The 6,707-nt window shown below is 41.4% G+C and carries 5 protein-coding genes; 1 reads left to right on the top strand and 4 read right to left on the bottom strand.

Features of this window, described 5'->3' with window-relative positions; translation table 11 throughout:
- Positions 1-123: 123 nt before the first annotated feature.
- The gene (tnpA, locus tag O9324_RS10015; RefSeq protein ID WP_288140107.1) at positions 124-525 is read right to left on the bottom strand and encodes an IS200/IS605 family transposase; all 402 of its coding nucleotides are present in this window, start codon (positions 523-525) and stop codon (positions 124-126) included.
- Positions 526-603: 78 nt separating this feature from the next.
- Between tnpA and O9324_RS10010 the strand changes: the two genes are divergently transcribed.
- Complete coding sequence (locus O9324_RS10010; RefSeq protein WP_288140106.1) at positions 604-1,899, top strand: RNA-guided endonuclease InsQ/TnpB family protein; 1,296 nt, start codon at positions 604-606, stop codon at positions 1,897-1,899.
- Positions 1,900-1,984: 85 nt separating this feature from the next.
- Here O9324_RS10010 and O9324_RS10005 read toward each other — a convergent pair whose 3' ends face one another.
- The 3 genes from O9324_RS10005 to O9324_RS09995 form a co-directional block, all read right to left on the bottom strand.
- On the bottom strand, positions 1,985-3,253 hold the full coding sequence (locus O9324_RS10005) for a glycosyltransferase (RefSeq protein WP_287627848.1): 1,269 nt from the start codon (positions 3,251-3,253) through the stop codon (positions 1,985-1,987).
- Positions 3,253-4,995 carry an ABC transporter substrate-binding protein gene (locus tag O9324_RS10000; RefSeq protein WP_287627849.1) on the bottom strand — a complete coding sequence of 581 codons (1,743 nt, stop codon included), beginning with the start codon at positions 4,993-4,995 and terminating at the stop codon, positions 3,253-3,255. Before O9324_RS10000 ends, O9324_RS10005 begins: the two co-directional genes overlap by 1 nt.
- Positions 4,996-5,194: 199 nt before the next feature.
- Positions 5,195-6,334 carry a citrate synthase gene (locus O9324_RS09995; RefSeq protein WP_288140105.1) on the bottom strand — a complete coding sequence of 380 codons (1,140 nt, stop codon included), beginning with the start codon at positions 6,332-6,334 and terminating at the stop codon, positions 5,195-5,197.
- Positions 6,335-6,707 lie beyond the last annotated feature (373 nt).

Raw genomic sequence — 6,707 nt, 5'->3', positions numbered from 1 at the left:
ACTCGACCGACCCAACTGCAACAAAAAGCGTTAGATTTATTGGGAGTTTCCCTGATTTGTACCCAGTAACGAGGCGGCGGAAATTCTTTTAATCCCTTCTACAGCACAGGTTATGGCTTTTTGTCAACGGGGAAGTCCAGTAATATAAGCCATTACTTTTGCTGTACTAACTTTACCAGAAGTGTCATAAAAATAGCTTTTTGTCCAAAGAGAGGGTAGTTTTGTTAATTCTGGAAATTCTTCTCTTAGCATTCTTGAACTTCTTCCTTTAAAAGCCTTGACCACTTCAGATATAGCTGTTTTCTCATCATATTCTACTAACAAGTGAACATGATCTGGGGCTATCTCTTTAGCCTTAATAATCCAACCTTTATCAGATGCAACCGATTCCAAGATTGTTGCTAATCTTAGTTTAATGTCGCCCCTTAGCACTGGCTTACGACGTTTGGGAATCCAAACTAAGTGAATAGTTGCAAGCCCTACCGAATGGTTGTTGTGTCTATATCCAAACGAATCTTTTCTCATATATACTGGTTGATAGCTTGACAGTAAACAACCAATAGGTTAACATGAATATTATTCCGTTAGCAGGAGTAAATTAAATTGTTTGGATGCCAGCAAGGTTTAATTAAAGCAGACAAAGAGACAAGAGCAATTATTGAATATCTATGTCGTGAGTCGAATAGTTTATACAATTGTTCTGTTTATTATGCTCGTCAAATTTGGTTTAAGACGGGTAAGATTGTTACTGGATTTGATCTGACAAAAGAAATGAAGTTTAATCCTCACTTTAAGCCTGGATATGCTTCGTCAATGCAGCAAACTTGCTTAAATGTTGGTGAATCCTTTAAATCTTTTAAGAAACTTTTAAAAAAGTCTATTAAAGGAGAGTTAAATCAAAAGCCTAATGTCCCGAAGTATCGTAAAAGCGGAGGATTGTTTACGGTTACTTATCCTAAAAAATGGTTAAAGTTAATCGAGGGCAAAATAAGGTTCCCTCTAGGAGAGCAAGTTAGAGCGTGGTTTGGATTAACAGAATTTTTTCTGCCTTTTCCTGTTAATTTAAAATGGGAATTAATTAAAGAAGTCAGAATAGTTCCTAGAAATACTTGTCTTTATGCAGAATTTGTTTATCAACAAATACATTGTGAACTCAAAGAGGGGCGAAGCCTACCGACGCATCTTGACTCAACCAAGGTACTAGGGATAGATCACGGATTAAATAATTGGTTAACTTGTGTTTCTAATATTGAAACCAGCTTTATTATTGATGGAAAACATCTTAAATCGGTTAACCAATGGTACAACAAACAAATAGCGACATTGAAAGAAGGAAAACCTCAAGGATTTTGGTCAAGAACTTTAGCTCATGTCACCGAAAAACGTAATCAACAAATGAGAGATGCCGTTAATAAAGCAGCCAGAATAGTAATCAATCATTGTCTTATCCATGGCATTGGTACTATTGTTTTTGGCTGGAATCAAGGTCAGAAAAGCGAGTCAAATATGGGGGCGAAAAATAATCAAAAGTTTGTACAAATTACCACAGCTAAACTTAAGGAAAGAATTGTTCAACTTTGCGAACAATACGACATTAAGTTTGTTGAGACGGAAGAAAGTTATACCTCAAAAGCTTCTTTTTTGGACAATGCGAAGCTCCCTAAATATGGTGAAAAACCCGACGGGTGGCAGTCTTCAGGAAAACGAATTAAGCGCGGTTTATATCGTACTGCTGATAATTGGTTAGTCAATGCCGATTGTAACGGCGGCGCAAATATTCTAAGAAAAGTAAAGACAATGCTTAAATTAGATTTGAGCAGAGTTACTAGAGGCATCTTGACAATGCCCATCAGAATTAGATTTTGGTCTAATTCTGTGCTAGAATCCGCGTCGCTTTAGCGCGCAGAGTGTCAATATCGGTTATGATGCAGACAGTTGGTCACACCCTGTCCCCAGGAAAAACTTTTTCAGCAGACCCTAGCTATTATACCGATGGGACTGGTTGGCCGGTAGAAATGGCTTTTTCGACGATATCGGCGGCCATTTTCACTCCTCCTGTCTTCTGTAGCGCTTTTTGCATTCTCAGGGCATTTTCTCGGTAACTGGGGAAGGATAACACCTTTTCAATGGCCTTTCGTAAACGGGGAACTTCTAGACGGGAAATCGGTATCACTTCCCCTGTCCCCGACCATTTTATCCGAGCAGATACCCCCGGTTGGTCGTTAGTGATGGGAATGGCCACCATCGGTACAGCTTGGGCAAGAGATTCTAGGGTAGTATTTAAGCCTGCGTGGGTGATAGTAAGAGAGGCTCTGGTTAAAAGCTCTAATTGGGGAGCGTAGGGAACAACTAGGGCGTTTTTGGTCGTTATTTGAATGTTAGAGTCGCTATTGCCCAAGGATAAAACTAATTGTACCGGCAAATCGGCACAGGCTTCAGCGATCGCATTAAAGGCCGATTGTAGGCGATTTTGAATTGTACCGAGGGAAGCATAAATCAAGGGTTGTCCGGTTAATTTTTCGTAGGGAAAAGGAATCGTTTTTCTGGTGGAGGAATCGTGAAAGGGGCCAGTAAAGTGAAAGTGAGCGGGTAAATTTGACCGAGGAAACTCAAATTCGGCGGGTTGTTGGCTAATTTGAGCAAGGAGAGAATAGCGTTGATTGATGTTTTGATAGGGAATTAACCCCCATTCTTGACGCTGCTGGTTGATTAACTCATTCAGAGGACGCGTCAGAGAGTCAAGGAGTTTATAGCCAATTTTATTGCGAATAACCCCGATAAATGAGGGATTATAGTCCCAAGTGGTCATAAAGGGCGGAATAAGCGGATCACGATTTAAAACCAATGCCCCGGCAAAACTGACAAAGGGAATAGCTAATTTTTCTGCGATTGTACCCCCTGAGGGGGAGACTTGATCGACAATTAGGGCATCAATTCCCAGGCGACGCATCTCTTGAGGGATAGTTTCAAAGAGGGTCGCTGTAGAATTAGTAACTAATTCTACCGTGCGTCGGACGGCGGCTGTTCCCTGTAATTGACCAATTTCGGCTAAACTTTTGGCTGATGTGCCTTTCGGATATTTGTCGGGTGCAATTGCCTGAAAATCTAAGCCAGCTGCTTGCACCATTTCTTCACCATCAAGAGTTAAAAAACAGGTAACTTTATGACCGCGTTTTTGTAACTCTTTTCCTAAAGGTAGGAGAGGATTAATATGTCCAGAAGCGGTGGGACAAAGAATGCCAAAATGAGTCATTAAACACCTCCACAGGTTTTCTTTAATTCTTCTAGATTCCAGAATGCACCACCCAAGGCGGAGAATTGTATTCCTTCAAAGCAGTTACGCACGGCCCCCAAAGCGAGGGGATTGACAAGATAAATAAACGGGACGTATTCCTGTTGAAGTTGTTGAATTTCATTATAGATAACTTTGCGCTTCTCAAAGTCTAATTCTTGGGAACCCTTGACGTATAAATCGGCGATTTTTTTCTCCCAATCCGCCGCTTGCCAGCCTTGAATTGGAGGACTACCCGGTTGAGGTTGTTGGTTAAAAGCGTGGAGATTTCCATCTACATACCAAATATTAGGGGCGTGGGGTTCATTATCGCCGGTAAAACCTAAAATATGTGCTTCCCAATCTAGACTATTACTCAGTTTATCAACTAAATTACTAAAAGCGATCGCTTGAAAATCCACTTGAATTCCTATTGCGGCTAAATCATTTTTAATTTGCGCCCCAATTGCTTCCCGGATTTTGTTACCTGCATTAGTAATCAGGTTAAATCTAACGGGATTATTATCGGCATCGACTAGCAGATTATCACTATTATACTTAAATCCGGCCTCTAATAATAATTCTTTGGCTTTTTCGGGATTATAATCGTAACCTTTCAGGTTTTTATCGTAAAAAGGCGATTGAATAGAAATAAAAGAATTTTGTTCTTGTCCTAACCCTCGATAGATATCATCAATCATTCTTTGACGATTAATGCCGTAGGCAATAGCTTGACGGAAATTTAAGTTATTAAACCACCTGGATTTAATCGGCTCTACTAGGGGTTTTCCGTTGCGTTTGCCTTGGTTGAGATTAAAACTGATAAATTGGGTTCCGTAGGCAGGTCCCCCATTAAAAATAGTGAAATTGCCTCTTTCTTCTTCGGTTTTTAGGAGGGAGAAAAATTCGGGAGTTACCCCAATAGAATCTAAACTTCCCGAACGAAATTGCAGTAAAGTTGTATCCTGAGATTCAACAATTGCCCAAATTACTGAAGTTATATGGGGTAATTGTTGTCCCTGGGCATCTTTTTTCCAATAGTAATGGTTATTCTCAAAAATAATCCTTTGTCCCGTGATATATTCTTTGAGTTTATAAGCACCATTAAAAACAATTTTATCGGGAGGAGTATCTAACCCCCAAGTGGAGAGAAATTCCAACCTACCATCGGGGCTTTTTTTCTGAATAGCTTTCTCTAAAGCGTGTTTAGGTAAAATCGGTGAACTGACAGCATCTAAAAAAGGAGCAAAAGGTTCGGGTAGTTTAAATTCGATTCGGCGATTATCTAGTTTAGTGATAACGGGGAATTCTTTTTTTAATCCTATTCTTAAACTATCGCGGTAGTTGTTGGGAATATCAGGATTTAGATATAAGTCTTTATAGGTAAAAACCACGTCATCAACCGTTAAGGGTTGACCATCCGACCATTTTAAACCCTCTCTCATAGTAAAAATAATGCTCAAATTATCATCGGAAATCGTCCAAGATTCTGCTAAGACTGGTTCTTTTTTGCCAGTAATGGGATTTTCTGTTAATAGTCCTTCGTAGGTTAAACCAAAAATATTCGGGGATTCGGCCGATAAAACAGCATTAAAGGTTTTTGGGTCACTTAATACCGATATGACCACTTGATTGCGTCTAACTGGATTACCACAAGCAGTTAGGGAAATCAGCAATAAACAAGAAATTAAAAATACCGTTAATCTGCGCCAAAATTTCACCATAATCTTTAATATTTTTCTGTCCGACTAACTTAGAAGTAAAGACCTTGTCTGGCTATATACACCGAAACTGACCAAGGTGAAAGCCGCTGGACTGTTTCCTTGCCCCATAAATATAACAGGAAATGAGACAAAAAATCTCGCCTAGGTGGGATTGACAAAGGCGAGAAACCGTGTTTCCATTAAAAATGGGCGATAAAATCTAAGAACGTTGTTCGATCGGTGTATAGGGGACTTCGTGTTCTCCGGTGTAGATTTGGGTAGGACGGAAAATGCGGTTAGCATTTAATTGTTCTTTCCAGTGGGCCAACCAACCGGCCACCCGGGAGATGGCAAAAATCGGGGTAAACAAATCATTGGGGATGCCTAATTTCCGATAGACCAATCCCGAATAGAAATCCACATTAGGATAGATACCTTTTTCGCCGTAGATATCCACCACTGCTTGTTCTAATTCTAGGGCGATATCGTAGTATTCATCGGAACCTAATTCCGCAAATAATTGTTCGGCCAGGTTTTGTAAAATCGTCGCCCGGGGATCCTTAACTTTATATACCCGGTGTCCAAAACCCATAACTTTTTGTTTATTGGCGATACATTTTTCCACATAGGGACGAACATTAGCCACCGAACCGATTTCCTCTAACATTAACAATACTTCCTCGTTTGCCCCACCGTGGAGGGGGCCGGCGAGAGTTCCCACTGCTGAAGCGATGACACCGTAGGGGTCGGTTAAAGTGGAAGCCGTCACCATGGCCGAAAAAGTCGAGGCATTCATGGTATGTTCAGCGTGGAGAGTCAAACAGACATCGAAAACCTTCGCCGCTAAATCCGTCGGTCGTTTTTCCGTCAACATATAGAGGAAATTGGCCGCATAATCAAGACTATCATTGGGCTGAATGGGATGATTACCTTTGCGAATCAATTGAAACGCCGCCACCATAGTGGGGATTTTCGCTAATAGCCGCACTACTGCCTGACGGATATATTCGGGATTATCCAGGGCCCGCCGGGCATAGTATAAACCTAAAGCCGCCGCCGAAGTTTGTAGCGCATCCATGGGATGGCCTTTTTCGGGGAAGCATTTCATCATGTCTTCGATACGGTACTTAATGCGTCGATGATAACGGATTTCATCGGCAAATTCTTCCAGTTCCGCCGCCGTGGGCAGAACACCCCAGATAAGGAGATAGGCGGTTTCGAGGAAGGTACTTTTTTCGGCGAGTTCCTCAATCCGAATGCCCCGATACTCCAAGATTCCCTTTTGCCCATCCACAAAGCTGATACTCGATTGGGCGGCGGGAATTCCTTCTAAACCTGGCCGATATTCACAAACTGTCATAGTTCTACCTTTCCGTGGCGAAGATTAAGCCCTAACGCTAACTTACTTGATTTTTCCACCCTTACCGAAATTTTATAGAAATTCTTCGGTTCTGCCTCTCCCGTTCAGGATTGGGGAGAAGTGGACGGAAATTACTCCTATTTAGCGATTGCTTCGTCGATTTAGTCAACCCTGCCCTAGCGCATTTTTTCTGGGCTTACTGTTGCGACTCTAGCTAGAGGACTTGATATTTATTAGGGGTCGAGAAAATCGTCACCGACCTCCCCTCCCATTCAGAACCGTGCATGAGACTTTCACCTCACACGGCTCCTAGTTTGATTGTTCCCTTGTTAAGGATACAGCTTGACTTCTTTTGGTTTGGTCTAGTATTATC

It is taken from the genome of Microcystis sp. LE19-84.1B, from assembly GCF_027531875.1.
Classification (GTDB): Bacteria; Cyanobacteriota; Cyanobacteriia; order Cyanobacteriales; family Microcystaceae; genus Microcystis; species Microcystis panniformis.
This window is presented reverse-complemented; position numbering and strand designations above follow the sequence as displayed.

Coding starts and splice junctions, on each gene's coding strand:
- tnpA (WP_288140107.1), bottom strand. CDS start 525: ATGAGAAAAGATTCGTTTGGATATAGACACAACAACCATTCGGTAGGG.
- O9324_RS10005 (WP_287627848.1), bottom strand. CDS start 3,253: ATGACTCATTTTGGCATTCTTTGTCCCACCGCTTCTGGACATATTAAT.
- O9324_RS10000 (WP_287627849.1), bottom strand. CDS start 4,995: ATGGTGAAATTTTGGCGCAGATTAACGGTATTTTTAATTTCTTGTTTA.
- O9324_RS09995 (WP_288140105.1), bottom strand. CDS start 6,334: ATGACAGTTTGTGAATATCGGCCAGGTTTAGAAGGAATTCCCGCCGCC.